27 protein-coding genes and 1 riboswitch are annotated in these 26,620 nt (G+C 59.6%); of the genes, 17 read left to right on the top strand and 10 right to left on the bottom strand.

Features of this window, described 5'->3' with window-relative positions:
- Window positions 1–16 precede the first annotated feature (16 nt).
- Window positions 17–119: riboswitch (guanidine-I (ykkC/yxkD leader) on the bottom strand.
- A gap of 391 nt (window positions 120–510) precedes the next feature.
- Window positions 511–948: a hypothetical protein gene (locus BUB69_RS19685; RefSeq protein WP_073169650.1), complete on the top strand. Its 438-nt coding sequence runs from the start codon at window positions 511–513 to the stop codon at window positions 946–948.
- A gap of 109 nt (window positions 949–1,057) precedes the next feature.
- On the opposite strand, the gene BUB69_RS19680 is transcribed toward BUB69_RS19685, so the two are convergent.
- Window positions 1,058–2,170 (bottom strand): enoyl-CoA hydratase/isomerase family protein, encoded by a 1,113-nt coding sequence (locus BUB69_RS19680; protein WP_073169648.1) that lies wholly within the window; start codon window positions 2,168–2,170, stop codon window positions 1,058–1,060.
- A 168-nt stretch (window positions 2,171–2,338) separates the two neighbouring features.
- On the opposite strand from BUB69_RS19680, the gene ung reads away from it, so the two are divergent.
- The gene (ung, locus tag BUB69_RS19675; RefSeq protein WP_073169647.1) at window positions 2,339–3,031 is read left to right on the top strand and encodes a uracil-DNA glycosylase; all 693 of its coding nucleotides are present in this window, start codon (window positions 2,339–2,341) and stop codon (window positions 3,029–3,031) included.
- Between the two features lie 5 nt (window positions 3,032–3,036).
- Here the strand turns inward: ung and BUB69_RS19670 are convergent, their stop codons facing one another.
- The 4 genes from BUB69_RS19670 to BUB69_RS19655 all read right to left on the bottom strand — a co-directional run bounded on the left by BUB69_RS19670 (window position 3,037) and on the right by BUB69_RS19655 (window position 7,085).
- A complete protein-coding gene (locus BUB69_RS19670) occupies window positions 3,037–4,071 on the bottom strand; it encodes an AbrB family transcriptional regulator (RefSeq protein ID WP_073169803.1) in 1,035 nt (344 codons plus the stop codon).
- A complete protein-coding gene (locus BUB69_RS19665) occupies window positions 4,064–5,578 on the bottom strand; it encodes a tripartite tricarboxylate transporter permease (protein ID WP_073169645.1) in 1,515 nt (504 codons plus the stop codon). Before BUB69_RS19665 ends, BUB69_RS19670 begins: the two co-directional genes overlap by 8 nt.
- Window positions 5,579–5,580: 2 nt before the next feature.
- Window positions 5,581–6,039, bottom strand: coding sequence for a tripartite tricarboxylate transporter TctB family protein (locus BUB69_RS19660; protein ID WP_073169643.1), 459 nt, complete (start codon window positions 6,037–6,039; stop codon window positions 5,581–5,583).
- 62 nt (window positions 6,040–6,101) lie between these two features.
- A complete protein-coding gene (locus BUB69_RS19655; RefSeq protein ID WP_175561798.1) occupies window positions 6,102–7,085 on the bottom strand; it encodes a Bug family tripartite tricarboxylate transporter substrate binding protein in 984 nt (327 codons plus the stop codon).
- Window positions 7,086–7,540: 455 nt separating this feature from the next.
- Between BUB69_RS19655 and BUB69_RS19650 the strand changes: the two genes are divergently transcribed.
- The gene (locus tag BUB69_RS19650; protein ID WP_024695149.1) at window positions 7,541–8,212 is read left to right on the top strand and encodes a response regulator; all 672 of its coding nucleotides are present in this window, start codon (window positions 7,541–7,543) and stop codon (window positions 8,210–8,212) included.
- A complete protein-coding gene (locus BUB69_RS19645) occupies window positions 8,205–9,596 on the top strand; it encodes a sensor histidine kinase (protein WP_073169640.1) in 1,392 nt (463 codons plus the stop codon). The genes BUB69_RS19650 and BUB69_RS19645 overlap by 8 nt, the downstream gene beginning before the upstream one ends.
- Here BUB69_RS19645 and BUB69_RS19640 read toward each other — a convergent pair.
- Both BUB69_RS19640 and ygfZ read right to left on the bottom strand, forming a co-directional pair.
- On the bottom strand, window positions 9,590–10,411 hold the full coding sequence (locus BUB69_RS19640) for an HDOD domain-containing protein (RefSeq protein WP_073169638.1): 822 nt from the start codon (window positions 10,409–10,411) through the stop codon (window positions 9,590–9,592). The genes BUB69_RS19645 and BUB69_RS19640 overlap by 7 nt on opposite strands.
- A 109-nt stretch (window positions 10,412–10,520) precedes the next feature.
- Window positions 10,521–11,462, bottom strand: a complete 942-nt coding sequence (ygfZ, locus tag BUB69_RS19635; protein WP_163032197.1) for a CAF17-like 4Fe-4S cluster assembly/insertion protein YgfZ — start codon at window positions 11,460–11,462, stop codon at window positions 10,521–10,523.
- Between the two features lie 147 nt (window positions 11,463–11,609).
- Here ygfZ and BUB69_RS19630 point away from each other — a divergent pair, with 147 nt between their 5' ends.
- Complete coding sequence (locus tag BUB69_RS19630) at window positions 11,610–11,864, top strand: FAD assembly factor SdhE (protein ID WP_073169636.1); 255 nt, start codon at window positions 11,610–11,612, stop codon at window positions 11,862–11,864.
- Window positions 11,848–12,312: a protein YgfX gene (locus BUB69_RS19625; protein ID WP_073169634.1), complete on the top strand. Its 465-nt coding sequence runs from the start codon at window positions 11,848–11,850 to the stop codon at window positions 12,310–12,312. The genes BUB69_RS19630 and BUB69_RS19625 overlap by 17 nt, the downstream gene beginning before the upstream one ends.
- On the opposite strand, the gene nadB is transcribed toward BUB69_RS19625, so the two are convergent.
- Window positions 12,281–13,897: an L-aspartate oxidase gene (gene nadB, locus BUB69_RS19620; RefSeq protein ID WP_073169632.1), complete on the bottom strand. Its 1,617-nt coding sequence runs from the start codon at window positions 13,895–13,897 to the stop codon at window positions 12,281–12,283. The two genes, BUB69_RS19625 and nadB, sit on opposite strands and share 32 nt — an antisense overlap.
- A 497-nt stretch (window positions 13,898–14,394) precedes the next feature.
- Here nadB and rpoE point away from each other — a divergent pair, with 497 nt between their 5' ends.
- The 11 genes from rpoE to pdxJ all read left to right on the top strand — a co-directional run bounded on the left by rpoE (window position 14,395) and on the right by pdxJ (window position 24,736).
- Window positions 14,395–14,976: an RNA polymerase sigma factor RpoE/AlgU gene (rpoE, locus tag BUB69_RS19615; protein ID WP_002554912.1), complete on the top strand. Its 582-nt coding sequence runs from the start codon at window positions 14,395–14,397 to the stop codon at window positions 14,974–14,976.
- Between the two features lie 33 nt (window positions 14,977–15,009).
- The gene (locus BUB69_RS19610) at window positions 15,010–15,603 is read left to right on the top strand and encodes an anti sigma-E factor RseA C-terminal domain-containing protein (RefSeq protein WP_073169630.1); all 594 of its coding nucleotides are present in this window, start codon (window positions 15,010–15,012) and stop codon (window positions 15,601–15,603) included.
- A gap of 8 nt (window positions 15,604–15,611) precedes the next feature.
- Window positions 15,612–16,577: a MucB/RseB C-terminal domain-containing protein gene (locus BUB69_RS19605; protein ID WP_073169628.1), complete on the top strand. Its 966-nt coding sequence runs from the start codon at window positions 15,612–15,614 to the stop codon at window positions 16,575–16,577.
- A 335-nt stretch (window positions 16,578–16,912) separates the two neighbouring features.
- Window positions 16,913–18,295 carry a DegQ family serine endoprotease gene (locus BUB69_RS19600; RefSeq protein WP_240033514.1) on the top strand — a complete coding sequence of 461 codons (1,383 nt, stop codon included), beginning with the start codon at window positions 16,913–16,915 and terminating at the stop codon, window positions 18,293–18,295.
- A gap of 171 nt (window positions 18,296–18,466) precedes the next feature.
- Window positions 18,467–20,263 carry a translation elongation factor 4 gene (lepA, locus tag BUB69_RS19595; protein WP_073169624.1) on the top strand — a complete coding sequence of 599 codons (1,797 nt, stop codon included), beginning with the start codon at window positions 18,467–18,469 and terminating at the stop codon, window positions 20,261–20,263.
- Between the two features lie 9 nt (window positions 20,264–20,272).
- Window positions 20,273–21,127 carry a signal peptidase I gene (lepB, locus tag BUB69_RS19590; RefSeq protein ID WP_073169622.1) on the top strand — a complete coding sequence of 285 codons (855 nt, stop codon included), beginning with the start codon at window positions 20,273–20,275 and terminating at the stop codon, window positions 21,125–21,127.
- 117 nt (window positions 21,128–21,244) lie between these two features.
- The gene (locus tag BUB69_RS19585; protein WP_073169620.1) at window positions 21,245–21,622 is read left to right on the top strand and encodes a DUF4845 domain-containing protein; all 378 of its coding nucleotides are present in this window, start codon (window positions 21,245–21,247) and stop codon (window positions 21,620–21,622) included.
- Window positions 21,619–22,308, top strand: a complete 690-nt coding sequence (rnc, locus tag BUB69_RS19580; protein ID WP_073169619.1) for a ribonuclease III — start codon at window positions 21,619–21,621, stop codon at window positions 22,306–22,308. The genes BUB69_RS19585 and rnc overlap by 4 nt, the downstream gene beginning before the upstream one ends.
- Window positions 22,301–23,203, top strand: a complete 903-nt coding sequence (era, locus tag BUB69_RS19575; RefSeq protein ID WP_004881778.1) for a GTPase Era — start codon at window positions 22,301–22,303, stop codon at window positions 23,201–23,203. The genes rnc and era overlap by 8 nt, the downstream gene beginning before the upstream one ends.
- Window positions 23,204–23,260: 57 nt before the next feature.
- The gene (gene recO, locus BUB69_RS19570) at window positions 23,261–23,944 is read left to right on the top strand and encodes a DNA repair protein RecO (protein WP_073169617.1); all 684 of its coding nucleotides are present in this window, start codon (window positions 23,261–23,263) and stop codon (window positions 23,942–23,944) included.
- A gap of 51 nt (window positions 23,945–23,995) precedes the next feature.
- Window positions 23,996–24,736: a pyridoxine 5'-phosphate synthase gene (gene pdxJ / locus BUB69_RS19565; RefSeq protein ID WP_073169615.1), complete on the top strand. Its 741-nt coding sequence runs from the start codon at window positions 23,996–23,998 to the stop codon at window positions 24,734–24,736.
- Window positions 24,737–24,888: 152 nt separating this feature from the next.
- Here the strand turns inward: pdxJ and cmoB are convergent, their stop codons facing one another.
- Together cmoB and cmoA are read right to left on the bottom strand one after the other, a co-directional pair.
- Window positions 24,889–25,848 (bottom strand): tRNA 5-methoxyuridine(34)/uridine 5-oxyacetic acid(34) synthase CmoB, encoded by a 960-nt coding sequence (gene cmoB, locus BUB69_RS19560; RefSeq protein WP_073169613.1) that lies wholly within the window; start codon window positions 25,846–25,848, stop codon window positions 24,889–24,891.
- On the bottom strand, window positions 25,845–26,588 hold the full coding sequence (gene cmoA, locus BUB69_RS19555) for a carboxy-S-adenosyl-L-methionine synthase CmoA (RefSeq protein ID WP_073169612.1): 744 nt from the start codon (window positions 26,586–26,588) through the stop codon (window positions 25,845–25,847). Before cmoA ends, cmoB begins: the two co-directional genes overlap by 4 nt.
- Window positions 26,589–26,620 lie beyond the last annotated feature (32 nt).

Genomic DNA, 26,620 nt, shown 5'->3' with positions numbered 1-26,620 from the left:
ACACCACTGGTGTCCTGTCTCCCGGGCTTTTGTCCCGCCGTGTAACCTCTACTGGAGGTCGCCAACTCTCGGACCAGCCACTTGCCCTCTGGCAAGCCGGAACCCTAGTCAGCTATTGCAAATTGTGGTGCCGCGAACCGTGTGTTGACTCCTGCACAACAAGAACCAAGCGAGAGTTGTGCCAACTCGCCAAAAGGCCCGGCTGGCAAGGCTCCTGAGATTTTGAGGCTTGATGGAGGCGTGGGATTTGCCTTGTGCTGGTGCGCGGGCGCACCTTGATGAAGCGTCAATATGAAATGTTTTGTAGCATCTTTGTAAGAAGGCACTACAACCCTGCAGGCCTTGATTTCCAAGCCTGGCACCCTGAAAGCCGTTCGTACGGCCGATGGGCGGAGCCGGCGACTGAGCACTAGATCGTGTTTTTAGTGTCTTATTCGTTGTCTGCCAACCCGTTTGGCGGATGCCGGCCAGCGTCGCTGGTTTGTGCCAATCGCGGTCCAGGAGGCCGCTATGTATCGAAGACCCTCGCTTATCGTTTTGCTGACCCTCTTCCTTGCTGGTTGTTATGGAGGCCCTGGTTACTATGAATCCGATGCGTACACGCAGCCGACGACAGTCGTGGCGGGCGGATACGCGTATGACAACGGCTATCGTTCTACCTATTACCAGGAGCGGCGCATCTATGTGGCGCCTCAACCCCGTTATTACCAACAACCGCGTTACTACACACAACCCCGGTATTACGCACCGCCGCCGCAGCCCCGCTATTACGCACCCGGACGCCCACCGGGCTATGGCTGGCGCAATGACCGTTTCCAGGGGCATGACGGCTGGCGTGGTGACCGTGGAAACCGAGGCTGGGATGACCACGGCGGTCGCGGCGGACGTGACCATGGCGGCAGAGGCGATGGGCGCGGTCGTGGTGATGGACGCGGCGGGCATCGCTAAAGCCCGGTCGTGATGGCTGAACGTTGCTAGCCACACGCTGTTGCCGGTGGGAGATACCGCTGCCTCTTCAGGGCTGCGATGTCTCCCACGTCCGGCCTGCCATGCGGAATCAATACTCCGACAAATCGGCCAACGGGTGCCGTCCTTCCCAGACCTTTTCAAAGTGCGCTTCGATGACCGCAGGCGGCACTTTGCTTACGTCCGGCCAGTGCCAGTGAGGCGTGTGGTCCTTGTCGATCAACCTTGCCCGCACGCCCTCGCTGAATTCGGGGTGGCGACAGCAATTGAGGCTCATGGTGTATTCCATCTGAAACACCTGCGCCAGCGACAGGTGACGGGCACGATCGATCTGTTCCCAGACCAGATGCGCAGTCACCGGGCAGCCTTCGAGCAGATTCCGGGCTCCCTTGGCCAGTAAGGCGTCGTCCTGATGTTGCAGGTGACTGATCGCCTGCCAGGCACAGACCAGGTTACCCACGTCCAGCAACGCATCGATACGCTCCCGGCGCGGTAACCACTGAGCTTCGGGCAACTGGCTGTTCGCCTCGTGCTGCAGTGCCTTGAGCAGGCTGTTGAGCTGCACATCGGTCTGTTCCTGCCAGTTGAGCTGCAGCAGGCCTTCGATCAGATCCGGCTGCTGCTCATCGAGCAGGCAGCGGTCGGCCAGGTCAAGATCCAGCGCGTCACGCCCATTGATGTGCGAGCCGGTCAGGCCCAGAAACAAACCCAGTTTTCCTGGCAGCCGTGACAGAAACCAGCTTGCGCCGACATCGGGGTACAGACCGATGCTGATTTCCGGCATCGCCAGACGACTGCTCTGGGTGACGACCCGGATGTTCGCACCCTGCAGCAAGCCCATGCCGCCGCCCAGCACATAACCCTGCGCCCAGCAGATCAGTGGCTTGGGATACGTGTGCAGGCTGTAGTCCAGGCGATACTCGGCACCGAAGAAATTTGCGGCCAATGCGGGCACGGTGCCGGGCTCCTCAAGACAGGTTTCCACCAGCGTGCGCACATCGCCACCGGCACAGAAGGCTTTCGGGCCATTGCCGCGCAGCAGTACACAGGCGATCTGTGGATTGCTTGCCCAGGCGTCGAGCTGATCCTGAAGGGCCAGAATCATCGGCAGCGACAGGGCGTTGAGCGACTTCTCGGCGTCCAGCGTGGCAACGCCGATACGTGCGCCGCCTTGAGCATGAAGTTCTTCGAATTGCAGGTTCATCGTGACCCTCTCTATAAAGACGCTGCCGTTAACCTTGGTCTTCGCGCTGCGCTGTTAAGTTGCAAGGGGAAATCTGCAGTGTAGGAAAAGGGTGAAGTCGATGGGGGGTATTTGACATTGTCCGCCAGCTTTCCTAGTGTCCGCGCAATCTTTTTACCGGATGTGACCATGACGAGCGACGACCGCATCAAGCTTGAGCCGAGCTGGAAGGAGGCACTGCGTGAGGAATTCGAAAAACCTTACATGCATCAGTTGCGTGAGTTTTTGCGTCAGGAGCATGCCGCAGGCAAGGAAATCTATCCGCCCGGCCCGCTGATGTTCAACGCGCTGAACTCAACGCCGCTGGATAACGTGAAAGTCGTGATCCTCGGTCAGGATCCGTACCACGGCCCCAATCAGGCCCACGGCTTGTGCTTTTCGGTGCAGCCCGGCGTGCCGACACCCCCTTCGCTGGTCAACATCTACAAAGAGCTCAAGCGTGACCTGAACATCGACATTCCCAACCATGGCTGCCTGCAAGCCTGGGCGGATCAGGGTGTGCTGCTGCTTAATACCACCCTTACGGTCGAGCGGGCCAATGCGGCGTCTCATGCCGGCAAGGGGTGGCAGCATTTCACTGACAGAATCATTCAGGTGGTCAGCGAGCATCAGCCGCACCTGGTGTTTCTGCTGTGGGGGGCCCATGCGCAGAGCAAGCAGAAGCTGGTCGATGCCACAAAGCATCTGGTACTGACCTCGGTCCATCCCTCGCCGCTGTCGGCCTATAAGGGCTTTCTGGGCAACGGGCATTTCGGACGGGCCAACAAATACCTGGAGCAGAACGGCCTTACGCCGATCGACTGGCGTTTGCCGAACATCTGAAGCGCTCAGTCAGCGAGCCGTCTGTTCCAGCGCCGGAACAGCGGCTCGGCCAGAAACAGCACGAACAGCAGGCGCATGACCTGCATCGCCGTGACCAGTGGCACCGACAGTTGCAGCACCTCGGCCGTAAGGCTCATCTCGGCAATGCCGCCGGGCATCATACCCAGCGTCAGCGAGCGCAGATCCAGATGAGTCAACGCGCTCAGGCCGAAGGCGGCGAGGGCGGCAATCAGCATCGTCAGTGCGGTTCCCAGAAGCGTGCGCCCCAGAAACGACGGTGCACGACGAAAAAACTCCCGGTTGAAGTGACAGCCCAGCCCGCTGCCGATCAGCAATTGTCCCAACTGGCTGGCGCCATTGGGCAGACCGATTTTCAGGTCCCAGACCACACTCACCACCGCGCTCAACAGCAGTGGCCCGAACAGCCATGGATTGGGTTGCTTGAGACGTTGCCACAGCCAGGCCAGTAACGCGCCGAACGGCAGCAAAAATGCCAGCCAGCGCCAATCGACGCTGGTGGCGTGCAGCGCTGGCGCGCCATCGCCCAGCAAGTATTTGAAGATCGCTGGCACGCACAACACCACTGCCAGCACACGCAGGCTCTGTGCGGCCGCGACGCTGCTCAGGGTTGCACCGTTACGCGCGCCGAGGTTAACCATCTCGCCGGAACCGCCCGGCATGCTGGAAAAGAACGCCGTCGGTCGGTCCTCGCCCGTGCGCAACATCAGCCAGACACCCACCAGGCACGACAGGCTCGTCACCAGCGCACCGAAGAAAATCAGCCCGAAGTGCGCCAGCACTTGCTCGATCACCACGGGAGTGAAGTGCAGCCCGATGCCGATCCCGATGATCAACTGGCCGCATTTGCGGCCACCGGGGATCTGTGTGATCTGCCAGCGTGTCAGGCAGCGCACCAGGATGATCGCCAGCAACGAGCCGACCATCCAGGGCAACGGCCAGCCGACCAGACTGGCAAGGTAACCGCCCAGCAGGCCGACCACCGGGGTCGGCCACCATCTACGCAAGGATGAATCAGACATCAGCCACGGCAGCACGCTGGCTGGCACGCTTGCGCCAGATACGGATCAACGGGAACAGCAGCATGAGCACAGTCAGTACCCAGACACCGAGGGTGATGGGGCTTGCCCAGAGAATCCCCAGTTCGCCGTTGGAGATCGACAGCGCGCGACGCAGGTTCTGCTCCATCAGACCGCCCAGAATGAACCCGAGCAGAATTGGCGACAGCGGGAAATCCAGCTTGCGCAGGATGTAACCGAAGATGCCGATGCCGACCATCAGGAACAGGTCGAAGGTGGTGGCGTGTACGGCGTAGACGCCGATCCCGGTGATGATCGCAATGACCGGCACCAGCGCCCAGTTCGGCACCGCGAGGATGCGGGTGAAGATGCGGATCATCGGTATGTTCAGAATCACCAGCATGATGTTGGCGATGAACAGCGAAGCGATCAGGCCCCAGACGATGTCCGGTTGCTGTTGGAACAGCATCGGGCCCGGCGTGATGTTGTAGAGCGACAGTGCGCCGATCATCACCGCTGTGGTGCCGGAACCCGGAACGCCCAGGGTCAGCATTGGCACCAGTGCGCCGCAGGCCGTTGCGCCAATGGCGGTTTCAGGGGCCGCCAGACCGCGCATGTCACCTTGACCGAACGTGCCGGTGGGGCCTGCGATACGTTTCTCGGTCATGTAGGCAACGGCGCTGGCAAGTGTTGCGCCTGCGCCCGGCAATACGCCGAGGATAAAACCCATCAGGCCGCAACGAATGTTCACCGTGAACACTGCCGCCGCTTCCTTGAGGTTGAACATCATGCGTCCGGTGGCTTTGACCGCCTCTTGACCGCGATGGGTCTTCTCCAGCAGCAACAGAATCTCGCTGATCGAAAACAGGCCCAGCACCAGCACAACGAACTGGATGCCGTCGGCCAGATGGATATTGTCGCCCGTGAAGCGGTACACGCCGCTGTTGGCATCGATCCCGATGGCTGACAGAAACAGCCCGATCAGTGCCGCAATAAAGGTCTTGAGCGGTTTGTCACCGGCCATCCCGCCCAGGCAGACAATGGCGAAGACCATCAGCACGAAATACTCCGCAGGACCAAAGGCTATCGCCCACTTGGCCAGCAGCGGCGCGAACAGCACCATGCCGCAGGTGGCAATAAAGGCGCCGATGAACGAACTCCAGGCCGACAGTGACAATGCAACACCTGCCAGACCCTTGCGTGCCATCGGATAGCCGTCCAGCGTGGTCATCACGGTGGACGCTTCGCCCGGAATGTTCAGCAGAATCGAGCTGATACGACCGCCGTACTCGCAGCCCAGGTACACGGCGGCCAGCAGAATCAAGGCTGATTCAGGTGGCAAACCGAGTGCAAATGCGATGGGAATCAGCAGCGCCACGCCGTTGATCGGGCCCAGCCCCGGCAGCAGGCCGACGATGGTACCGATCAACGTGCCCGACAGTGCCGTGATGAGGTTGTAAGGGGTAAGGGCAACGCCGAAGCCCTGGCCCAGATAGCTGAAAGTATCCACGTTTAATTCTCCAGAACGCTGAGCAGGCCCAAAGGCAAGGGAACGTCCATGGCTTTATCGAACAGCAGGTAAAGGCCGACGCTCATCAGAATCACCACCACCACACTGGGTACCCAGCGCCCGCCGTACAGGCGCGCCATGGGAATGCCGATCAGGATGCTGCTGAGAATGAAGCCCAGCGGTTCGAACAGGCCGGCGAACACCAGCAGCAAGGCGATGCAGATGCCGATCTTGACCAGCGTTTCGCGGTCCAGCGGCGGCTCGTCTTCACTGTGTACGAGGGGCGTGGGACGAATCAGCAGGTACAGCAGGGCAGCACCCATCAAGCCGAGCATCAGCAGTGGAAACGCCCGAGGGCCGACCGGTTCGTAGGAAAAGGGCGCCTGGTAGGGCCAGGCCATGAGGGCCAGGCCGATGCAGACCAATAGCAGGACGCCCGCAAAAATGCGTTGTATGACCATGAAAAGCTCCTGAGTCGCGCCCGCAGTGCGGGCGCAACCGCATGTCAGTCAATTGGGTGCAATTACTGAATCAGGCCGAATTCCTTGGCCATCAGCTTGTAGTCGGCCACCTGTTTCTTGACGTAGGTGTCCAGCTCCTGGCCGGTCATCGCAAACGGGAACAGCTCGCGCTGGTCACGCAACTTGGCGAAGTCTTCCGAGGCCAGCACTTTGTCGAACGACGCTTTCCACCAGTTGTAGTCTTCGTCGCTTACCTTCGGCCCGAGGTAGAAGCCACGCACCACCGGCCAGACAATGTCGTAGCCCTGTTCCTTGGCGGTCGGAATGTCTTTCATTTCCGGTTCGTCGATGCGTTTCTCGGCAAACACGGCCAACAGACGCATGTCGCCGCTGAGGATATGTGGCATGGAGTCGGAGATGTCGGTGCTGCCGACCTGAATGTGACCGCCGAGCAGGGCGGTGGCAATTTCGCCTCCGCCTTCAAGGGCAACGTATCGCAGCGCACGCGGGTTGATGCCGGCCGCCTTGGCGATGAGTGCCGTCTGCATCCAGTCCTGGCTGCCGACCGTGCCACCTGACCCGATCACCACTTTGCTCGGGTCGGCCTTGAGCGCTTTGACCAGGTCGTCGAGGTTGCGGTATGGGGAGTCGCTCTTGACCGCGATGGCACCGTAACTGGTGCCGACTGCCGCCAGCCAGCGCACGGCGTTTTCATCGAAACGCCCGAACTTGCCTTGCGCCAGATTGAGCAGCGAACCGCTGGACCAGGCCACCAGCGTACCGGCATCGGCGGGACGCTGAGCGACCACGGCGTTGTACGCCACAGCACCCACGCCACCAGGCATGTAAGTCACGCGCATCGGCGTGCTGAGAATTTTCTCGTTGATCAACGCGCTCTGCACCAGTTTGCAGGTCAGGTCGAAACCGCCACCCGGCGATGCCGGTGCGATGCATTCAGGGCGTTTGGGCTCGGCCAGCAACTGAGTGGCAACCAGCATGCAGCCGGCGGTCATGGCTACCTGACGCAGGGAAAATTTCATGTGCAGTCTCCTGAGGTGTTTTTGTTTTTGGATGTGGAAAGCTGTTCAGCTCAAGGGATGTCGGTCAGGTGCATTCGATGACGTGACGGACACGCGAACGCTGGCGGCGCTGCAGCAGGCTGCATCGAACGTCTGGAGAGGTGCGGGTGCGGGGGATCGACCTGTAGCGGTCGAGAGGGGAGCGCAATAGATGCGCTGCCTGGCCTGAGAGGGCGTAGACATGTCGTGACTCCATTGACCAACTTATTGTTTTTATTTTCAGACGCATCCGGGCGCCTTGTTTACGTACCCTTTGTCGGGTCGTATCGCGATGCTAAACGACGAACCTTTCAGTTACCTTTCAGATCGGCGTCCAGGCGCGTTGAGCTGTTTCAGTGCTTCACAGCGGGCGACACGCCTGTAAACTCCGCCTTCACACGCCTCAATAACAACATGACAACACCGACAAACAGGAGACGGCGATGCGGGTTCTTCTTGTGGAAGATCATCTGCAACTGGCTGAAAGTGTCGCGCAGGCGCTCAAGAGTGCAGGTTTGACGGTCGACGTCTTGCACGACGGCGTCGCTGCCGACCTGGCACTGACCAGCGAGGAGTACGCCGTCGCCATTCTGGATGTCGGACTGCCGCGCATGGATGGCTTTGAAGTGCTTGCCCGCCTGCGAGCGCGCAGCAAGAATCTGCCCGTCTTGATGCTGACCGCGCGCAGCGACGTCAAGGACCGGGTTCACGGGCTGAATCTGGGCGCCGACGACTACCTGGCCAAACCATTTGAGTTGTCCGAGCTTGAAGCGCGGGTCAAGGCGCTGTTGCGCCGCAGTGTGCTGGGCGGCGAGCGGCAGCAACGCTGCGGTGTGCTGACGTACGACCTGGATACACGGCGTTTCACACTCGGTGACGAACTGCTGACCCTGACGTCCCGCGAACAGGCCGTGCTTGAAGCGCTGATCGCAAGGCCGGGCAGGGTCATGAGTAAAGAGCAACTGGCCGCACATGTTTTTGGACTGGATGAAGAGGCCAGCCCTGACGCCATCGAAATCTACGTGCACCGTCTGCGCAAGAAGCTCGACGGGCATTCGGTGGCCATCGTGACCTTTCGTGGTTTGGGGTATCTGTTGGAAAGTCGCGATGATTAACGACAGCCTGCGCTGGCGATTGTTGTGGAACCTTGCGCTGTTGCTGGTCGTATTGATGCTGGCCAGCGGCATGAGCGCTTACTGGAACGGGCGTGAAGTGGCCGATACCGCCTACGACCGCACCCTGCTGGCCTCGGCACGAACCATCGCGGCCGGCCTGACTCAGCGCGATGGCACGCTGAGCGCCGACATTCCTTACGTGGCGCTGGATACCTTTGCCAACGACAGCGAAGGCCGGATTTACTATCAAGTCAACGATACTAGACAGAAGCTGATTTCCGGCTACGAAAACCTGCCTTCGCCACCGCCAGGCACCTTGCGTACGGATGATTATCCGGCGCTCGCCAAATTCTACAACGGCACGTACCAAGGTCAGGATGTGCGGGTCGTGAGTATGCTCAAGCCCGTCACCGACCCAGGCATGAACGGCATGGCGGAAATCCGCGTGGCCGAAACCCAGGAAGCGCGCAAGGGCATGGCCCGCAGCCTGATGGCTGATACCTTGCTGCGTCTGGGTATGCTGGGCGGTGGTGCCTTGCTGCTGGTGTGGTTTACGGTCAGTGCCGCGTTGCGCCCGCTGGAGCGTTTGCGCACCGCCGTTGAAGAGCGCCAGCCCGACGATCTGCGAGCGCTGCCCATGGTCGAGGTGCAGCACGAATTGCGACCACTGGTCGGGGCGCTCAACCATTTCACCGAGCGTCTGCGCCTGCAGTTCGAGCGTCAGGCGCAGTTTATCGCCGATGCTGCGCATGAGTTGCGCACGCCGTTGGCGGCTCTCAAGGCGCGTGTGGAACTGGGCTTGCGCGAGCGCGATCCGCAGCAATGGCGCACCACACTTGAATCCGCAGCACTGGGCACCGATCGTCTGACCCACCTGGCCAATCAGTTGTTGTCGCTGGCGCGTATCGAAAACGGAGCCCGAGCGATTGCCGAGGGCGGCGCACAACAGCTGGATCTGAGTCAGCTGGCACGGGAGCTAGGGATGGCAATGGCACCGCTGGCGCATTCACGCGGCGTGGCGCTGGCGCTGGAGGCTGACGAGCCAGTCTGGCTGAGAGGCGAGCCGACGCTGCTCAACGAGCTGTTGAGTAACCTCATCGACAACGCGCTGGCCCATACGCCGTCTGGCGGCAACGTGGTGCTGCGCGTCTACGCGCCGGGCATTCTGGAAGTCGAAGACGACGGCCCCGGTATTCCGCAGGCCGAGCGTGAACGCGTCTTCGAGCGCTTCTACCGGCGCAGTCAGCAGGGCAGTGGTGCCGGGCTGGGGCTGGCGATTGTCGGGGAGATCTGTCGGGCGCATCTTGCCCGTATCTCCCTGCACGATGGCGTTGAGCGTGGTTTGAAGGTCAGGGTCAGCTTTGGTATGGCTCAGGCTCAGTAGAGCATGTCCTTGGCGTCATCCATTTCGGCACTGAGCATGCCGTTGGCCCTGCTTAGCCGCAGCTGGCTGTAGGCGGGCAAATCTGCGATGTCGATCTGACTGAACGGATGGTCGGTGTTCTTGTGGATGTGCAGCGCCGCGACCTGCACCAGGTCAATGTAATCGGGGCTTCTGGATACGCGGGTGAAGTCCTGGAACTTACCTGGCACGCTGGCCAGTGGCTCAGGGAAGTCCCAGGAACGCAGCAAGCGTTCGCCGATCACCGGATGAATGTTGTCGATCACATGATTGAGGCTGACAGGGTCGGCCAACAGATCGAAATGGTCTTCGGCATAGGTCAGGATCGGCAAAATCCCGATCAGGTGAATCAGCCCGGCCAGCGTGGCCTGGTCCGGCTTCAGGTTGGTGTATTGCTGGCACAGGTAATAGCTTATTCCGGCGACCTGCAGGCTCTGCTTCCAGATCTCGCGCATCTTCTGTTCGATGACTTCCGACTTGGCATGGAACATTTGCTCCACGACCAGGCCAATGGCCAGATTGCAGGTGTAATTGACGCCCAGACGGCGAATCGCTGTGTTGACGTCGCTGACCTCGAAATTGGGTCGCAGCAACGGACTGTTCGCCACTTTTATGAGGCGAGCGGACAGCGCGGTATCGCTACCGATGACCTTGCTCAGTGCGGCGATACTGATTTCAGTGTCTTCAGCGGCAAGGCGGATTTTCAGTGCTACTTCGGGCAGGGTTGGCAGAAACAAGGCATCTCTGTCGATGGCCTTGATCAAATTTCTCTGCACCTCGTCAGCCATCTTGCTCATGTTGCGTCTCGCAGCCTTTAGGGGTGTCCAGAGTCTTTCTGGCGCTCAGTGAGCGCCAGGATGCTGGGTCGCTTTAATGACAGTAGGATCCTGGAAGCGTTCGTTCGTTTCAGCGCTGCGTTTCGAGCTTGCTGTCCAGAATGTAGGGAAGTTCACGCAATTGCAGGGCCGGACCATCGGCAGCGCCGAGGTGCACCTGAGCGCTTTCTGCTGCATCGGCCTGCAGGACGGCCAACAGCTCGATACCCTGCTCTGACCGCGCCGCGAGTACAACGTTGCCTACGGCACTTGCATGCACGGGCGAAAACAGCGGCGCCCCTGGCGCTGGAACTTCGCTGCCCTGCATCGACAGTCGGTACAGCCTGCGCTTGAGCTTGCCCAGATACTGCATGCGCGCCACGATTTCCTGCCCGGTGTAGCAGCCTTTCTTGAAGCTGACCCCGCCCACCGCCTGCAGGTTGATCATCTGCGGGATGAACTCTTCGCGGGTTTCGGCGAACACCTGGCCGATGCCTGCATCGATCTGGCCAAGCAGCCAGTCATTGAGCGTGCCTTCACTGAGTTGCGAGGCAAGCCGTGACTGCACGGTGCCGGCCTGTTCGGCGCGAACCCAGAGTTCGGCTCGCAAAGGTGACACGCGAATCGCGATAAGATCATTGGCACGTGTCACCGAGTCGGTTTCCTGCGCCAGGTCGAGCCCCAGGCTGACCAGCGCGCCGTCGCCATTGTGCAGGCCAAAGCGTACCCAGGCCGCACTTTCGTCGGTCAGCTTCGATTTGGAGAACACGGCGTATTTGCGCAGGTCCAGCAATTGCGGCTCGATCAGCTCCAGCGCCATGGCCAGCAGGCATCCGTCGCCTTCCAGCAGGACCCGGAAGCTGGACTGCATCCGGCCTTTCTGGGTGCAGCGGGCACCGAGGCTGGACCGGTCGTCGCTCAGATAATTGAAGTTGCAGGTCAATTGTCCCTGCAGAAACTTGCTGGCATCCACGCCGCGAACGGCAAGAACGCCCTCATGGGATAGCGTGCAGAAGAAAGCTGAGTGGGCCATGGTCATCGCAAATGGAAAAGTCTGGGGCACATCATAGTGCCCAGTCATGAATATGAATACGGCTACATGAAAACTGCTGCGACCATTGCGCGATTCGCTCAGTCGTCTCACGGCTGTATACTCGCCGCCTACTTTGAGGAGCGCTCCATGGTCGAAGACGTTGAACTCAACCGCCTTTACTGGCACAGCCGTCGCGGCATGCTTGAACTGGACGTGCTGCTGGTGCCGTTCGTTCGCGAGGTCTATCCACATCTGGACGACGTGGACCGCGATCTGTATCGCCGTCTGCTGACGTGCGAGGATCAGGACATGTTCGGCTGGTTCATGCAGCGTGCCGAGTCCGAAGATGCTGAATTGCAGCGCATGGTTCGCATGATTCTGGACCGTGTTCAGCCCAAATGATCGCTTCGAGTGCCGCTGGCAGGCTTCTCGCCTGCTACTGGCGGCCTACCTCGCGGCCCAGGTGCTGGCGCTGTTTGCCCTGTACTGGATGGATATTGCAACCCTGACGGCAGCCGTCGGTGTTGCGCTCTGTGCTGTGCATGCAATCCGGGTTTTGCCTGGATCGATACTGCTCCGTGGTGCCACGGCGTTCAGTGGATTGCAGCGTGATCATCAGGGGTGGCGCGTGTGGAGCGAACGGGGCGGCTGGCAGCCCGTGCAGTTATGCAAGGACAGCCTGGCGCTGCCGCTGGTGGTGATTCTGCGTTTTCGCACCGTCAGTGCCGGGCGGCCTTCGCGGCGGGTAAGCAGCTGCTGCATTCCCTTTGATGCGCTGACGCCGGATGGTCATCGACGTCTGCGCGTACGCCTGAAATTCAGCCGGCGTAGGTGGGTGGTATCAGAATAGTGTCCAGCGCCTGCGGCGACAGATCCGGGTAGTCCAGCGTGAAATGCAGGCCGCGGCTTTCCTTGCGGTCCATTGCCGAGCGAATCATCAATTCGGCGACTTGCGCCAGATTGCGCAGCTCGATCAGGTCGCGGCTGACCTTGTAGTTACTGTAGAACTCGTCGATTTCATCCAGCAGCAGTCGTACGCGATGCTGTGCGCGTTGCAGGCGCTTGTTGGTGCGCACGATACCGACGTAGTCCCACATGAATCGCCGTAGCTCGTCCCAGTTGTGCGCGATGATGACGTCCTCATCGGAGTCGGTCACCTGACTGGCGTCCCAGCCCGGCAGGTTGCTCGGCATCCGGATATCACCGAGCTGCTGTTCAATGTCCGCCGCCGCAGAGCGTGCGTAGACGAAGCATTCGAGCAATGAGTTGCTGGCCATGCGATTGGCACCGTGCAACCCCGTGAAACTCGTTTCGCCGATGGCATACAGGCCGGGCACATCAGTGCGCCCGTGGCTGTCGACCATCACGCCGCCGCAGGTGTAGTGCGCGGCAGGAACCACCGGGATCGGCTGCCGGGTGATGTCGATGGAGAACTCGAGGCAGCGTTCGTACACCGTCGGGAAGTGGCTCTTGATGAACGCTTCGGGTTTGTGGCTGATGTCCAGGTAGACACAGTCGATACCCAGGCGCTTCATCTCGTGGTCGATGGCGCGGGCCACGATGTCGCGCGGGGCCAGTTCTGCCCGCTCGTCGAAACGTGGCATGAAACGCTCGCCGTTCGGCAGCTTGAGGTAGGCACCTTCGCCGCGCAGTGCTTCAGTGATCAGAAAGCTCTTGGCCTGTGGGTGATACAGGCAGGTGGGGTGGAACTGGTTGAACTCCAGGTTCGCCACCCGGCAGCCGGAGCGCCAGGCCATGGCAATGCCATCGCCGCAGGCGCCATCCGGATTGCTGGTGTACAGGTAGACCTTGGCCGCACCGCCTGAGGCCAGAATCGTGAAGCGGGCGCCGTAGGTGTCGACCTCGCCAGTTGTACGATTGAGCACGTAGGCGCCCAGGCAGCGCTGGCCTTGCAGTCCCAGTCTGCGCTCGGTGATCAGATCAATGGCGGCGCGTTGTTCAAGCAGTTCGATGTTCGGTCGTTTGCTGGCCTGTTCGAGCAGCGTGCGAAAAATGGCAGCGCCCGTGGCGTCGGCGGCATGAATGATCCGGCGATGACTGTGGCCGCCTTCGCGGGTCAGGTGGAACTCAAAGCCGCTTTCCTCGGTGTCAGCATGGTCGCCACGGGTGAACGGAACACCCTGATCGATCAGCCACTGGATGGCTTCGCGGCTGTGTTCGACGGTGAAGCGCACGGCCTCTTCATCGCAAAGTCCGCCTCCGGCATTCAGGGTGTCCTCGACGTGGGATTGCACCGTGTCTGTGTCGTCAAGCACAGCAGCCACGCCGCCTTGAGCCCAGAATGTCGAGCCGTTGGACAGATCGCCCTTGCTCAGGACCGCGATGCGCAGATGTTCGGGCAGAGTCAGCGCCAGGCTCAAGCCCGCTGCGCCGCTGCCGATCACCAGTACGTCATGCTGAAAATGTTGGCTCATCTGTAAGTTCTGCCTCTAGCGGCCACTAGTATAAGTTTTGGGGGATCGGCACAATAGCCGCGCCTCATGGCATTGTGGAACCACGGTGAACGAGGATTGTGCTTCAGTCCTTGCCAACATGCATACGCTTTTGCTCCGGATTCCTTTGTTCAAGCGCCTCAGGCGCAACGATGGGGAGGCGGGGCGTGCAGATCGAGGTTAACGCCTGCGTTTGTGCTCATGGAACTTTTCAGAGGGATCCGGGCTCAATAGCAGGTTGCCTATAAAGGAACAGCGTTGGCTTGCGCAGGGTTCGATAAGTGATCATCGGCTGCGCACCGACGACAAGACTATTCACGCAGTCGACCGTGTCGCGCTGCGTTTTTCGTGCAGGCCGAATGACTGTCTGCAGGAAACTTGCTTGAAGGGGGAGAACTTTTGCGCAAAGCCCGAGTCTATGTTTGCGAGCCTGAACAATATCAGTTGCAACGCTCCTTTAAGCTCAATGAGGAGTGTTCATGCTAACCCAGGAAGAGGATCAGCAGCTTGTCGAGCGCGTTCAGCGCGGTGACACGCGAGCATTTGATCTGTTGGTGCTGAAGTATCAGCACAAGATTCTAGGGTTGATCGTGCGGTTCGTGCACGACACCCATGAGGCTCAGGACGTTGCGCAGGAAGCCTTTATCAAGGCCTATCGCGCACTCGGAAATTTTCGCGGCGACAGTGCGTTTTATACGTGGCTGTACCGCATCGCCATCAACACGGCGAAAAACTATCTGGTGTCGCGCGGTCGGCGGCCACCTGATAGCGATGTGAGGTCTGAGGACGCGGAGTTCTACGATGGCGATCATGGCCTCAAAGACATCGAGTCGCCGGAGCGTGCATTGTTGAGGGATGAGATCGAGGGCACTGTCCATCGGACCATCCAGCTTCTCCCGGAAGATTTGCGTACTGCACTAACTTTACGTGAATTCGATGGTCTGAGTTACGAAGACATTGCGAGCGTCATGCAATGTCCTGTTGGTACCGTGCGCTCTCGCATCTTTCGCGCTCGGGAAGCCATCGATAAAGCCCTGCAGCCGTTGTTGCAGGAATCCTGAGACAGCGGCGATAGCCCAAGAGAGGAACCCGCCATGAGTCGTGAAGCCCTGCAGGAATCGCTGTCCGCAGTGATGGACAACGAAGCGGACGAATTGGAATTGCGTCGGGTATTGAATGCCATTGACGATGCAGATACGCGTGCCACATGGTCGCGTTATCAGATTGCCCGTGCAGCCATGCACAAAGAATTGCTGGTCCCTCATCTGGACATCTCGGCAGCTGTATCTGCCGCGATCGCCGATGAAGTCAGCCCTCTTAAAGCAGCGCGCGGTCCGTGGCGTTCGCTGGGTCGTCTGGCCGTCGCCGCTTCGGTAACCGTTGCTGTTCTGGCTGGTGTTCGCCTGTACAACCAGGACGAAATCACCGGTACGCAATTGGCACAGCAGACCCAACAGCCTGCCAACCTGACTGTTCCACAAGTCAAAGGTCCGGCCGTACTGGCTGGTTATACCGAGAGCGCCGAGCAGGCACCAGGCCCTATGGCCAACGGTGTGTTGCAGGGTCAGGCTGGCGAGGGCGACAAGCGTCTGCCAGGCTACCTGCGCCAACATGCTCAGGAAGCTGCGTTGAAGGGCACTGAAAGTGCGCTGCCTTACGCTCGTGCTGCCAGCCTGGAAAACCGTTAAGGAGGATCATGCGAGCCGTTCCGCTATTGCCGTTGCTGTTAGGTGGATGGCTTGCCCTCCCGGTTCATGCCGATGATGCACAGGACTTGCTCAAGCGTCTTGGGCAGGTCGATCAACAGCAGAGTTATCAAGGTACGTTCGTTTACGAGCGTAATGGCAGTTTTTCGACTCATCGGGTCTGGCACCGCGTAGCGGATGGCAAAGTCCATGAGCGACTGCTCCAGCTTGATGGCTCTGCTCAGGAAGTGTCACGTGTTGACGGGCTGACTCAGTGCGTCAGTGGCACTCTGGAAGCAGGCGTCACCAATATTCCTGATGCCGCTGCTCGCTCATTCGATGTCAAGAAGCTGTCTGCCTGGTACGACATGAAAATTGTCGGCAAATCCCGGGTGGCCGGTCGTGCGGCAACCATTGTTGCAGTGACACCGAAGGATCAGCATCGCTATGGCATGGAACTGCATATCGATAATGAAACCGGGCTGGCGCTCAAGTCATTGCTGTTGAGTGACAAGGGTCAGTTGCTTGAGCGGTTTCAGTTCACCGATTTTGATACCGCCAATGGTCCATCGGACCAGTCGCTTCAGGCCAGTGCCGAGTGCAAACCTGTGGTTGCTATGGCGACCAAGGGCAAGCCTCAGGCGCAGATCAATGCCGTTTCCTGGCGTTCCGACTGGCTGCCGCCTGGCTTCGAGCTGAGCAGCAGTGGTGTTCGCAAGGACGCTGGAACGAATTCGCCGGTCACCAGCCTGATGTATGGTGATGGCCTTGCGCGTTTTTCCGTGTTCATCGAGCCTGTCAGCGGCAATGCATCGTCTGACATTCGTACCCAGTTGGGCCCGACGGTCGCCGTATCACGACGTCTGACCACGCCTCAGGGTGACACCATGGTCACGGTGGTTGGAGAGATACCCTTGGGTACTGCCGAGCGTATCGCGCTGTCCATACGTGGTGCCGATGCTCAAGGCAAAAAATAAGTCGATTCGATGAAAATCGCCCGGGATGTAAAAGGTTTCATCTTGGGTTCGACGTTCTCCCAGACCGCAGTCAACCTGGCCTCGGGCCGAGATACTGAAATGTTTGGTGAGGTTTGCAAGTTGCAAAAACTCTCATTTTTTTCTATAGGTCACAGCCTCGCAGCTCTGGCCTTTGTCGTTTGTGGGGCCTTGAAAACCTGCCGGGGAGCGCATCGAACGATGTCTGGTTCCCTGGGTTGGTTGATCTGTACTGCTTAACTCTGCTCGTTGTGAACGGGAGTCGTATGTCGATACCACGTGTGAAATCTTATCTATCTCTCATTGCCGCCGTGCTGATGCTCGGACAGGTCGCTGCCGTTCAGGCCGAGAACCTGCCGGACTTCACCGGGCTGGTCGAGCAGGCATCGCCAGCGGTCGTGAACATCAGCACGCGCCAGAAATTGCCTGATCGTGCCATCGCCAACCAGCAGGTGCCGGATCTTGAAGGCCTGCCGCCGATGCTGCGCGAGTTTCTCGAGCGCAGCATGCCGCCAGGAACGCGTCCGCCAGGCAAGGGTGATCGTCAGCGCGAAGCTCAGTCGCTGGGCTCCGGTTTCATTATCTCTCCTGATGGCTATGTCCTGACCAACAACCACGTGATCGACGGCGCAGACGAAATTCTCGTGCGGCTTTCCGATCGTAGCGAACTCAAGGCCAAGCTGGTCGGCACTGATCCGCGCACTGACGTGGCCGTGCTGAAAATCGAGGGCAAGGACTTGCCGACCGCCAAGCTGGGCAATTCCAACACGCTCAAGGTGGGTGAGTGGGTGTTGGCGATTGGCTCGCCATTCGGTTTCGATCACTCGGTGACCAAAGGTATTGTCAGCGCCAAGGGTCGTAGCCTGCCGAATGACACCTACGTGCCGTTCATCCAGACCGACGTGGCGATCAACCCCGGTAACTCGGGTGGTCCGCTGTTCAACATGGCCGGTGAGGTCGTGGGCATCAACTCGCAGATCTTTACCCGCTCGGGCGGTTTCATGGGCCTGTCGTTTGCCATTCCGATCGATGTCGCCATGGACGTTGCCAATCAGCTCAAGGCAAGCGGCAAAGTCAGCCGCGGCTGGCTGGGCGTTGTGATTCAGGAAGTGAACAAGGACCTGGCTGAATCGTTCGGCCTGGACAAGCCAGCCGGCGCGCTGGTTGCGCAGGTGCTTGAAGATGGCCCGGCCGCCAAGGGTGGGCTGCAGGTCGGTGACGTGATTCTGAGCGCCAACGGTCAGCCGATCATCATGTCGGCAGACTTGCCGCACCTGATCGGTAACCTCAAGGACGGCAGCAAGGCCGAACTGGAAGTGATCCGCGACGGCAAGCGTCAGAATCTGACCGTCACGGTCGGCGCACTGCCGGATGAAGGCCAGGAAATGGGCGGTGTGCCAGGCGCGGGTGCTGAACGCAGCAGCAATCGCCTGGGTGTGTCGGTGATTGAGCTGACGGCCGAGCAGAAGAAGACGCTTGACCTGAAAGGCGGCGTGGCGATCAAGGAAGTGACCGGTGGTCCGGCTTCGCTGATCGGTCTGCAGGCGGGTGATGTGATCACGCATCTGAACAACCAGGCCATCACCTCGGCGAAGCAATTCACCGATGTGGCGAAAAGCCTGCCCAAGGATCGTTCGGTCTCGATGCGCGTCCTGCGTCAGGGTCGTGCGACGTTTATCACCTTCAAACTGGCTGAATAACCGGTCGGTTTGATGAGGAAGGGCGGCCATGGCCGCCCTTTTTCATGACCCGGCTTCGGGTTAGGACCGATACGGGTGCCTGCAAGCGTGACGCCCTTGGCTTACTTCAGGTACAATTCCCGGCTATTTTTCGGCGGGCAATCTGCCTGCAACCTTTTTGAGTGTTGATCCGTGAGTGATTTGAGTCATATCCGCAATTTCTCCATCATCGCCCACATTGACCATGGCAAGTCGACGCTGGCCGACCGCTTCATTCAAATGTGCGGCGGCCTGTCCGAGCGCGAAATGGAAGCGCAGGTGCTTGACTCCATGGATCTTGAGCGCGAGCGCGGGATCACCATCAAGGCCCACAGCGTAACCCTGTACTACAAGGCCAAAGACGGTATCACCTACCAGTTGAATTTCATCGACACCCCGGGCCACGTGGACTTCACCTATGAAGTCAGCCGCTCGCTTGCAGCCTGTGAAGGGGCCTTGCTGGTGGTCGATGCGGGTCAGGGCGTCGAGGCGCAGTCGGTTGCCAACTGCTATACCGCCATCGAGCAGGGCCTTGAGGTCATGCCGGTACTGAACAAGATGGACTTGCCGCAGGCCGATCCGGACCGCGTCAAGGAGGAGATCGAGAAGATCATCGGCATCGACGCCACCGACGCTGTGGCCTGCAGTGCCAAGAGCGGCATGGGCGTTGACGAAGTGCTCGAGCGCCTGGTGACCACCATTCCGGCGCCCACCGGCAATATCGAAGATCCGCTGCAGGCGTTGATCATCGACTCCTGGTTCGACAACTACCTGGGCGTCGTGTCCCTGGTGCGCGTTCGCCACGGCCGCGTGAAGAAAGGCGACAAGATTCTCGTCAAATCCACCGGCAAGATGCATCTGGTGGACAGCGTCGGGGTGTTCAATCCCAAGCACACCGCGACCGTCGATCTGAAGGCTGGCGAAGTGGGCTTCATCATCGCCGGCATCAAGGACATTCATGGTGCGCCGGTCGGTGACACCCTGACCTTGAGTTCCACCCCGGACGTTGATGTACTGCCAGGCTTCAAGCGCATCCAGCCACAGGTCTACGCCGGTCTGTTCCCGGTCAGCTCCGATGACTTCGAAGACTTCCGCGAAGCGTTGCAGAAGCTGACGCTCAACGACTCGTCGCTGCAATACCTGCCGGAAAGCTCCGACGCGCTGGGCTTCGGCTTCCGTTGCGGCTTCCTGGGCATGCTCCACATGGAGATCATCCAGGAGCGCCTTGAGCGCGAATACGACCTGGACCTGATCACCACGGCGCCAACCGTTATCTTCGAGTTGTTGCTGAAGACCGGTGAAACGATCTACGTCGACAACCCATCCAAACTTCCAGACCTGTCAGCCATTGAAGACATGCGCGAACCTATCGTTCGGGCAAATATTCTTGTGCCTCAGGAGCATCTGGGCAACGTCATTACGCTGTGCATCGAAAAGCGCGGCGTGCAGCATGACATGCTGTTCCTCGGGACTCAGGTCCAGGTCAGCTACGATTTGCCGATGAACGAAGTGGTGCTGGATTTCTTCGATCGTCTCAAGTCAGTCAGCCGCGGTTATGCATCGCTGGATTATCATTTCGACCGTTACCAGTCAGCCAATCTGGTGAAACTGGATGTTTTGATCAACGGCGAGAAGGTCGATGCACTGGCCCTGATCGTTCATCGTGACAATGCGCACTACAAAGGACGTGCATTGACCGAGAAAATGAAAGAGCTGATCCCGCGGCAGATGTTCGATGTGGCCATTCAGGCCGCGATTGGTGGCCAGATTGTGGCCCGGACAACCGTCAAGGCACTCAGAAAGAACGTACTGGCCAAGTGTTACGGTGGCGACGTGAGTCGCAAACGTAAATTGCTCGAGAAGCAGAAGGCCGGTAAGAAACGCATGAAGCAGGTCGGCAACGTGGAAATCCCACAGGAAGCCTTCCTTGCAGTGCTCAGGTTGGAATAGTCAGGTCCTATGTCACTAAATTTCCCGCTGTTGTTGGTCATCGCTGTCTTCGTCTGCGGCGTGCTTGCACTGATCGATCTGGTCTTCCTGGCGCCTCGTCGTCGGGTCGCCATTTCGAAGTATCAGGGCAGTGTCGGAGAGCCTGACATCGCCGTCGTCGAGCGATTGAACAAAGAGCCCTTGCTGATCGAGTACGGCAAGTCGTTCTTCCCGGTGTTGTTCATTGTTCTGGTGCTGCGCTCGTTTCTGGTCGAACCCTTCCAGATTCCGTCCGGCTCCATGAAACCGACACTCGACGTGGGTGATTTCATTCTGGTCAACAAGTTCTCGTACGGCATTCGCCTGCCAGTGCTGGACCAGAAAGTGATTCAGGTCGGCGATCCGCAGCGCGGTGACGTGATGGTCTTTCGCTACCCGAGCGACCCGAGCGTCAACTACATCAAGCGGGTGATCGGCCTGCCGGGTGATCATATTCGCTACACCAGCGACAAGCGTCTGTTCGTCAACAACGAACTGGTTGCCAAGAAACTGATTGGCACCGAGCCTGGCACGCTGGGCAGTGCCGAGCTGTACGAAGAGCAGTTGGGCACCGTAGAGCATCAGATCCGTCAGGAAATGAGCCGCTATCGTGCACCGCCCGACAGCGAATGGACCGTTCCGGCCGCGCACTACTTCATGATGGGCGACAACCGCGACAACTCCAATGACAGCCGTTACTGGGATGATCCCAACATTCCCAAGGACGAGCTGGGCATGGTTCCGGACAAGAACATCGTAGGCAAGGCCTTTGCCGTCTGGATGAGCTGGCCCGAACCCAAGCTGAGCCACTTCCCTAATTTTTCACGCGTAGGGTTGATCAAGTAATCGATGCGGCGCTGCCTGGGCAGCGCCGTATGTCATTTGGGGGCGCTTCAGGCACGTCCTGAGCAGGCATTGCGTTTTACAGTGCGCCAGTGTGTATCCAAGGAGGTCAACAGGAACATGACGTTCTCTGCTTCTCAAAAAGGTTTGTCGTTGGTAGGCGGGTTGGTGATGCTGGTTCTGGCCGTGTTTGCGATCAGTACCGCATTCAAGCTTGTCCCCCATTATCTTGACTACAGCCGGATGAAAAATATCATCGAGGCGGTCGAGAGCAATCAGGGCCTGGGTATCACCACGGTCAGCGATTTTTACAGTTATGTCGAAAAGAGCATGCAGCTCAATAGCATCCGGGATATAGATTTGAAACAGGCGTTAAGAGTGACGGTGGAGAACAATGCGTTCAACGCCCGTTTGAATTACGAACAGCGTGAGCCGTTGATTCTGAACATCGACGTGGTTCTCAAGTTCGACAAGCAACTGAGCGTGGGCAGACCGTGAGCGTATCCTTGAGCCGCCTTGAGCGTCAGCTCGGCTACACCTTCAAGGATCAGGAACTGATGGTCCTGGCCCTGACCCACCGCAGTTTTGCCGGTCGCAACAATGAGCGGCTGGAATTCCTCGGTGATGCCATTCTCAACTTCGTGGCCGGCGAGGCGCTGTTCGAGCGTTTTGCGCAGGCGCGTGAAGGTCAGTTGTCCCGTTTGCGGGCACGGCTGGTCAAGGGCGAGACCCTGGCATTGCTGGCGCGTGGTTTCGATCTGGGCGAGTATCTGCGTCTGGGCTCAGGCGAACTGAAAAGCGGCGGATTCCGTCGCGAGTCGATTCTTGCCGATGCACTGGAAGCGTTGATCGGTGCGATCTACCTCGACTCAGGCATGGACGTGGCGCGCGAGCGTGTACTGGCATGGCTGACGACCGAGTTCGACAGCCTGACGCTGGTCGACACCAACAAGGACCCGAAAACCCGGCTTCAGGAGTTTCTGCAGTCCCGGGCCTGTGATCTACCGCGTTACGAAGTGGTGGATATCCAGGGTGAGCCTCATTGCCGGACGTTTTTCGTCGAGTGCGAGATCACCCTATTGAATGAAAAAAGTCGAGGTCAGGGTGTCAGCCGCCGGATTGCCGAACAGGTAGCCGCAGCCGCAGCGCTCATTGCCCTTGGCGTGGAGAACGGTCATGACTGATACAACCGCAACACGCTGTGGCTATGTTGCCATCGTCGGCCGCCCCAACGTAGGCAAGTCCACGCTGCTCAACCATATTCTGGGCCAGAAGCTGGCAATCACCTCGCGCAAGCCGCAGACCACCCGCCACAACATGCTGGGCATCAAGACCGAAGGCGCCGTGCAGGCGATCTACGTCGACACCCCCGGCATGCACAAGAATGGCGAAAAAGCGCTCAACCGTTACATGAACAAGACCGCATCGGCGGCCTTGAAAGACGTCGATGTGGTGATCTTTGTCGTCGACCGCACACGTTGGACCGATGAAGACCAGATGGTGCTGGAGCGTGTTCAGTACGTGCAGGGTCCGGTCATTCTGGCGATCAACAAGACCGACCGCATCGAAGACAAAAGCGATCTCATGCCGCATCTGGAGTGGTTGCAAGGCCAGCTGCCGAATGCGTCCATCGTGCCGATCTCGGCGCAGCACGGCCACAATCTGGAAGCGCTGGAAGGTCTGATCGCTTCACATCTGCCGGAGAACGATCACTTCTTCCCGGAAGACCAGATCACCGACCGTAGCAGCCGCTTTCTGGCCGCCGAGCTGGTTCGCGAGAAGATCATGCGCCAGCTGGGTGCCGAGCTTCCGTACCAGATCACCGTCGAGATCGAAGAGTTCAAGCAGCAGGGGCGCACCTTGCATATCCATGCGCTGATCCTCGTCGAACGTGATGGCCAGAAAAAGATCATCATTGGCGACAAGGGCGAGCGCATCAAGCGCATTGGCAGCGATGCCCGCCGCGACATGGAGCTGCTGTTCGACTCCAAGGTGATGCTCAATCTCTGGGTCAAGGTCAAAGGCGGCTGGTCCGACGACGAACGCGCACTGCGTTCGCTGGGCTACGGCGACCTCTAGGTTGTCTTTTCACCCGGCCTTCGGTCGGGTGAACTTTTCTCTTTTCGAGCCCGCCCGATGAGCACGCCAACCGGCCAATCTGCTTATGTGCTGCACAGCCGTGCGTATCGCGAAAACAGCGCGTTGGTCGATTTTCTGACGCCCCAGGGTCGACTGCGTGCCGTGTTGCGCAGTGCCAAAGGCAAGGCCGGGTCGCTGGCTCGCCCTTTCGTACCGCTTGAAGTCGAGTTCCGCGGGCGCGGCGAACTCAAGAATGTCGGTCGTATGGAAAGCGCCGGTGTCGCTACCTGGATGACCGGTGAGGCGCTGTTCAGCGGCATGTACCTCAACGAGTTGCTGATTCGCCTGCTACCTTCCGAAGACCCCCATCCTGCCGTATTCGATCACTATGCCGCCACGTTGATGGCGCTGGCAGAAGGGCGTGCGCTCGAACCTTTGCTGCGTTCGTTCGAATGGCGTTTGCTGGACGACCTCGGCTACGGCTTCGCGCTGGACGCCGACATCCATGGCGAGCCACTCGCCGCAGACGGGATGTACCGCCTGCAAGTGGACGCCGGTCTTGAGCGGGTCTACCTATTGCAGCCCGGTCTGTTTCAGGGTGTCGAGTTGCTGGCCATGGCCGAAGCGGACTGGAGTGCGCCGGGCGCGTTGTCGGCTGCCAAGCGTTTGATGCGTCAGGCACTGGCCGTGCATCTGGGCGGCCGTCCATTAGTCAGCCGTGAACTGTTTCGCAAGCCGTAAACAGGCTTTATGCTCTGCGGCCTGCTTCGATCAACTATCAGGAGACCTCCCGTGACTCAAAGCACCCGCATCCTTCTTGGCGTGAACATCGATCACGTGGCTACGTTGCGTCAGGCCCGTGGCACGCGCTACCCGGACCCGGTCAAGGCTGCGCTGGATGCCGAAGAGGCGGGTGCCGATGGCATTACGGTGCACCTGCGCGAAGACCGTCGCCACATTCAGGAGCGCGATGTCCTGCTGCTCAAGGACGTATTGCAGACCCGCATGAACTTCGAAATGGGCGTCACGGAAGAGATGCTCTCGTTTGCCGAGCGGATTCGTCCTGCTCATGTGTGCCTGGTGCCAGAGACGCGCCAGGAGCTGACTACCGAGGGCGGTCTGGACGTTGCCGGTCAGGAGGCCCGTATCCAGGCGGCCGTCGAGCGCCTGTCGAAAATCGGCTGTGAAGTGTCGCTGTTCATTGACGCCGATGAGCGCCAGATTGCGGCGTCCAGACGTGTCGGTGCGCCTGCCATCGAGCTTCACACCGGCCGTTATGCCGACGCGCAAACGCCGACTGAGGTCGCGGTAGAGCTGCAGCGGGTTGCCGATGGCGTTGCGTTCGGTCTGGCACAGGGGTTGATCGTCAACGCCGGTCATGGCCTGCATTATCACAACGTTGAAGCCGTGGCAGCGATCAAGGGCATCAACGAACTGAACATCGGCCATGCACTGGTGGCGCATGCGCTGTTCGTGGGCTTCAAGGCGGCTGTGGCTGAGATGAAGGCACTGATTGTCGCGGCAGCACGATAGGCAGCGCTACTGTCCGCATGTGAGGGCGGCTTGCTGGCGATAAATCACGCCGACTTCATCGCCGGCAAGCCGCCTCCCACAAGGTTTGCTGCGCGACAGCGCGGCCGTCTTAGACGAGACGAGACCTCCCGCAGATCGTGTCCTGGTGATTTTTAAGGCTTACGCCCCACAATCACCGCCCGCATCGGCGCGGGCAGGCCTTCGACGGTCTTGCTATGGTCCTCGGGGTCGAGGAAGTCGCCCAGCGACTGGTAGCGCATCCACTCGGTGCTGCGCTGCTCCTCGACCGTCGTGTGGCTGACATCCACGCAGCGCACATCAGTGAAGCCTGCGCGACGCATCCACAGTTCCAGGGCGGGTACGGAAGGCAAAAACCAGACGTTGCGCATCTGCGCGTAACGATCCTCGGGCACCAGCACCTGATGTACGTCGCCCGGCACCACCAGCGTTTCCATGACCAGCTCGCCACCTTTGACCAGGCAGTCTTTCAATGCCAGCAAATGGTCGATGGGCGATTTTCGGTGATACAGCACGCCCATTGAAAACACCGTGTCGAACCCTTCCAGGCTGGCAGGCAGGTCCTCAAGCGCGAAAGGCAGGTGCCAGGCGGGCAGGTCGGGCAAGTAACGCTGCATGGCCTGAAACTGGCAGAAGAACAGCCAGTTGGGGTCAACGCCGATTACGCAGTCAGCCCCGGCACCCAGCATGCGCCACTGGTAATAGCCATTGCCGCAGCCCACATCCAGTACGCGCTTGCCCTTGAGGTCAAGGTGTGGCGATACCCGCGACCATTTCCAGTCCGAGCGCCATTCGGTGTCGATGTGCACGCCGAACACGTTGAACGGTCCCTTGCGCCATGGCGACAGGCCCATCAAGGCCTTGCGCAGCACCGTCCGGGTTTCGCCGTTGCACTCGGTTTCCAGGGTAAAGCTGTCGGCCAGATCCACGCGGCTCGGCGTTAGCGGCGGCAGGGCGTCCAGCGCACTCTGCCAGCGCTGCAGGTCGCCGTGGCCCTTGGTCATCTTGGTGTCGAGCTGGGCTTGCAGGCCGTTGGCCCACTCAGCAAGCGGGGTGCCTGCCAGACGGCGGGCAAGTGGAGCGAGATCAATCATGGCAGGGCAATCAACGAGGCAAAGTTAAGGCATTGGAACCACGGCACCACCTTGGAAAAACCGGCGGCGAGCAGACGTTGGCGATGTTCTTCGAGGCTGTCGGGTTTCATGACGTTCTCGATGGCGCTGCGTTTCTGGGCAATCTCCAGATCGCTGTAACCATTAGCGCGTTTGAAGGCGATGTGCAGGTCAGTCAGTAGCGCGTGCGCCTGCTCGTCTTCGAAGCGCAACTTTTCCGACAGGATCAACGCACCGCCCGGCACCAGCGCGTTGCGGATCCGGCCCAGCAGTTCCAGACGCTGCTCGGGTGCGATGAATTGCAGGGTGAAGTTCAAGGCGACCACCGAGGCGGGCTGGAACGTCAGACCCAGAATATCGCCCTCGATGACCTCCACCGGCAACAGCTCCTGAAACATCGAATTCTGCGCGTTAAGGTACTCGCGGCAGCGTTCGACCATGGCCTGCGAGTTGTCGATGGCGATCACTCGGCAACCCTCGCCACGCACATGGCGGCGCAGTGCCTGAGTGACAGCACCCAGCGAACTGCCCAGGTCGTAGAGAACGGTATCGGGTTGTGCGAACTGCGCCGCGAGCACGCCGAGGTTTTCGACAATCGTCGGGTAGCCCGGCACCGAGCGCTTGATCATGTCCGGGAACACCCGCACCACGTCTTCATTGAAGGCGAAGTCAGGCACCTGAGCCAGAGGCTGGGCGAATAGGCGGTCGGGTTCTTTGCTCACGGCGATTCCGGCGAAGGCTTTTGAAAGGCGGG

Source organism: Pseudomonas asturiensis (genome assembly GCF_900143095.1).
GTDB classification, from domain to species: domain Bacteria; phylum Pseudomonadota; class Gammaproteobacteria; order Pseudomonadales; family Pseudomonadaceae; genus Aquipseudomonas; species Aquipseudomonas asturiensis.
This window is presented reverse-complemented; position numbering and strand designations above follow the sequence as displayed.